This window comes from Thiocystis minor (genome assembly GCF_016653465.1).
In the GTDB taxonomy this organism is placed as follows: domain Bacteria; phylum Pseudomonadota; class Gammaproteobacteria; order Chromatiales; family Chromatiaceae; genus Chromatium; species Chromatium minus.
In genome coordinates this window covers 1-4,147 of record NZ_NHSQ01000136.1, presented here as the reverse complement: position 1 = coordinate 4,147, position 4,147 = coordinate 1, and the positions used below count along the sequence as shown (strand labels likewise).

Below are 4,147 nucleotides of genomic sequence, written 5' to 3'. Positions count from 1 at the left end.
CACCCGCAACCCGGCGCTGGAGATGTAATCGGTCTTGGCGAAATCCACCAGGACGCGCGTCTCGCCCCGGGCGATCGCGTCGACGATCAGTTGATCGGTTTCGGGCGCGGTCTGGGTGTCCAGCCGGGTGCCCGGCGTCACGATCAGTACACCCGCCTCTTTGCTCGACAAAATGCTCATGCGTCGTCATTCCTGGTATCTAATGATTGAAGCGCCGTCGAAACCATCGAGCGAGCGACCGCTCGATCCCATTCGGCCGTGAGACTTCGGCTGGCCCGGCGCCTCGAAACCAGAGGATCGAAGGGCGCGCCCGGCTAAAATCATACCGGTTTAGATCCTCTATCGCTCGGCCAAAGGCGCGGACAGGCCATTGGCTGAAACCCAAGTCGCCGCCGCATCAGGGTCGAGTGACCGAACCCGAGAGGTTACCAGTGGCTCAGTCTACCGGTTCCGTCAACGGATCGCTCCAAGCCAGGACGCCACCGGCCATGCTGACCACATCGTAGCCACCTTGGCTCAGTTGGAAAGCGGCCACCGAGCTGCGCCGACCGCTGCGGCAATAGGCGACATAGCGTCTGGCCGGGTCGAGTTCGCCGGCTCGCTTGCGCAGTTGCGACAGTGGGATGAGCACGGCGCCGGGGATGTGCCCCTCATCGAACTCCTCTTCCAGACGCACGTCGAGGGCCACATAGTGGTTCTCGATCATGGCCTTGGCCACCGGCGCATCCACTTCGCGCACCAGCGGCCGGGCCAGGAGCCGCGAGAAGTCGTCGCGGGCCAACCGGAGCAGGACGCCATCCTCCAGCATGCGCACCGTCACCGAGCTGATCTTGCCCGTGAGCAGGCTCTCCTCGCCGAAGACCGCACCGCGCTCCAGTTCGGCGGCCTTCATCGGAATCCCCTCCTCGTCGTCGATCCGCCACAACTCGGCGCGCCCGGCCACGACGACGAAGAAGGCGTCCGTCTCCTGGCCCATCTTGACGACCTCCTCTCCCGCCCGGACCGGACGTTCACTCAGACTGGCCAGGGCGCGCTCGGCGTTTTCCAGGGGGATACGCTGGAAGGGGGCGCTGTCACGCACCAGCCGGAGGTAGTCACCGTGCTTGGAACCGGGCTCGACAAGACTCTCTGCCACCTCCTCGAAGGTGAGCAGATAATCGGCCAGCGCGGTATCGAGATGGCAGAGGTGGGAGTCCTCCAATGCCTCCACGGTGACCGCCACGGGGAGGGGCGGCATCACGAAGTATCCCCGGTCGGCCGCCGTCACTTCCTGGCGATGTCCGGTGGCGTCGGTGATCGCCACCCGGCCAATGGCCACGTAAAGCCGATCGGGAAGCTCGCTGCCAGTGAGATGCAGGCTCTCCCCCTCGCGGAGATCGAAGAGACGGAAGATCTGCAGCGATTCCAGTAGGGCGCGTTCCGAGAGGCCCGTGAAGGCGTGGAAACGCTCGCGCAAAATCCTGAGGACATGGGAGGTCTTGATGCTCATGGGATCTCCATTGAGGGGGCAGAAGAGTAAGGATACCGGTTCCGGGCTCAGTACCGGGCATCCCTGGGCTTATTGCCCTCGGGCCAATCCCTCACCTTGCCGGGGAAATCGGGTCGTTCCTGCCTGATGACATAGGTGGCGACGTCCCACGGGCACTCCTTGGGAAAGCCCGGTCATGTAGGCCACTATGTCTACCATGGCGGGGTGGTCGAGGGGCAGTGGCTGGCCGTTCAGGCTGCGTTCGAAACAGGAGTTGATCCGCTGTTCCAGCATCGTCACCGAGCCGTCGCGAGCCCGATACTGCGGAAAGCCGGCAACCACCCCGACATAGGGCGCGGCATTAGCCACCACCCCCACTTCGGGTCGCTGCGCTTCACACCACCGCAAAGGGCGGAAAACTGCTTCACGGCAGATGGCCAATCACGAAAGCGCGCGCACCACCGGTCTCTATGATCGCCGCCAGGATCAGATTAACCTGGAGGAGGTCGAGCCGATTCGGATTTGAGGCCGATCAGGTCGCTTGCCCTCCCTGGGAAGACCAACCACCGAGAGAACCGCAGACGGTCAGCTTCTTCATGAGTGGGATGGATGCTGCCACGATTCGACATTCGGAGAGACTCGCAGCATGCCGAATTCCTGCGCCGTCTCCAGGATAAAAAAGCCGCTAAACAACAGCAGCATGACATATCCGAGTACTTTCTGAGAGGAACTCTGTGCCTTGCGGATCGCAATGACACTCGGCAGGATGCCAAACAGGGTGACAATCCCAAATCCGCCGGCGAAGTCAATGGCTTTCAGAAAGATATCCGGGTAAACCAGTGCAATCACCAAGGGCGGTGCAAAGGCCAGCGCACGGCTCAAGAATGGGTTGGACTTGCCGAATTGTTGTGTCGTCAAATCATCCATGAAGCCGATGAGGCCCAATCCGTTGGCCAGATAGGCCGTGGTGATGGCCACCATCGCAAAAAACATCGCGAAGACCAGAAAGAGTCGGGAGTCAATGGCCTCCGCGAGGGGGACGGTCGCCGGCAGATTCTTCAGAAAGGCGTTGACGAGCCCGATCGAGCTGTCGTCAAGGGGAAGCACGCCAATGCCCACCATCAGCCAGGTCGCGTTCATCACGAAGCCAAGCGCCATGCCGATCAGCATGGTCTTGCCGATCACCCGCATATCCCAGCGCAGCGTCTCGCAGATGGCCGGGATGATGTTGTGGAAGTGGAAGGCGGTGACCAGAATCGGAATGCCGGCGATCAAGAATGGCCAATGGTGATGCATCAGATGTTGGGACTGAATATGGCCACCTGCCAGCATGACGATCACGACAAACACGAGACATTTCAGCACGACCAGCAGCGCAATATATTTCTCGAGGTTGACCATTCCCGCCATCGAAATCAGCGTCGCGATCACGAAGAATCCCAACATCACCCAGACCGGATCGATGGTGAGATGGAGCAAATTGCCCACGATGGTCGTGATACCGGTCAGATAGGCGGTGAGCAAACCATAGAGAATGATCAGGTTGGCGATAATCGCGATCCACTTGCCCGCCGATCCCAGATAAAGCCGGTACAGGCTCGGGTAATTGAACGTTTTATCCCGGTAGGCCACCGATTCTCTGCTGAGGATGATCGCGGAGTAGTACATGGCCGCGCTGGTCACGAACAGGCCGATGAGAGACGGGATGAAACCGGCCAGTCCGGTATTGATGGGCAACGCCAGAATGCCGGCCCCGATCAGGTTGCCCACGATCAGAAAGCCGATGCTGATGACCTGGAGTTTGGATGCCGGACCTGGTTGCATGAGTGATCTCCCGATCAGCAATGGCCGCGGGCAAGACCGCCCCGCGCTGGTTCATGGTGGATCCAGGGATTGTATAGGATCGCCGCAGAGGCGATTATCAGAAATTCAAGCATCCGCAACACCCTGGGCATGTCGCGGTGCCGCATCCGCGCTAGGATCTGGCGATCGGCACACGACACAATCTCGATTGGCAAGCAGGATGGGAGTGGAGGTGACGATGTTGTATCCGGCCGATGTTCATCAGGGATGCCGTCGGACGGCTCGACGAAGAGCGCGGACAAGCGTTTGACGCCAAACTCTTCACGCCGCATTAGACCATCTGCCGCTCGGCCAAGCGCGCGAACACACCATTGGCGGCCATCAGTTCGGCATAACGGCCGGTCTCGACCAGGCGTCCGTCGACCAGGACGTAGATCCGGTCGGCGTTGATGACGGTGCTGAGTCGATGGGCCACCACCACTCGGGTGACGCTCAGGCGCTCCAGGCTCTCGGTGACCACTGCCTGGACCCGGTTGTCGAGCGCGCTGGTCGCCTCGTCCAGCAACAGAATACGTGGTCGTCCAACGATGGCGCGGGCGATCATGAGTCGCTGCAACTGCCCGCCCGACAGTGAATTGCCGCCTTCGAGGATGACCGAGTGCATGCCCATCGGCATCTCGCGGATGTCATCGGCCAGACCGACCCGTTCCGCCGCCTCCCAGGCATCGTCCAGCGTACCGCCCACGGCGCCGACGATATTCTCATAGAGCGACCCCGGCAGCGGCTGCGAGCCTTGCAGCACCACCCCCATCTGCCGGCGCACCGCGACCGCGTCGAGGTGATCCAGTTGCTTGCCGTCGATCAGAATGGCGCCGG

Annotated in this window: 5 protein-coding genes; all 5 read right to left on the bottom strand. The window is 61.4% G+C overall.

Annotated elements, in window-relative coordinates; genetic code table 11:
- Positions 1-180: STAS domain-containing protein (locus CCR95_RS18725; RefSeq protein WP_201097305.1), on the bottom strand; the 180-nt coding region annotated here is incomplete at its 3' end.
- A gap of 256 nt (positions 181-436) precedes the next feature.
- The gene (locus CCR95_RS18720; RefSeq protein WP_201097303.1) at positions 437-1,489 is read right to left on the bottom strand and encodes a cyclic nucleotide-binding domain-containing protein; all 1,053 of its coding nucleotides are present in this window, start codon (positions 1,487-1,489) and stop codon (positions 437-439) included.
- Positions 1,490-1,558: 69 nt separating this feature from the next.
- Complete coding sequence (locus tag CCR95_RS26455) at positions 1,559-1,810, bottom strand: c-type cytochrome (RefSeq protein ID WP_420825672.1); 252 nt, start codon at positions 1,808-1,810, stop codon at positions 1,559-1,561.
- A 252-nt stretch (positions 1,811-2,062) separates the two neighbouring features.
- Positions 2,063-3,292: an aromatic amino acid transport family protein gene (locus CCR95_RS18715; protein WP_276570285.1), complete on the bottom strand. Its 1,230-nt coding sequence runs from the start codon at positions 3,290-3,292 to the stop codon at positions 2,063-2,065.
- A 310-nt stretch (positions 3,293-3,602) separates the two neighbouring features.
- A partial coding sequence (locus tag CCR95_RS18710) for an ATP-binding cassette domain-containing protein (RefSeq protein WP_201097299.1) occupies positions 3,603-4,147 on the bottom strand: 545 nt, incomplete at its 5' end.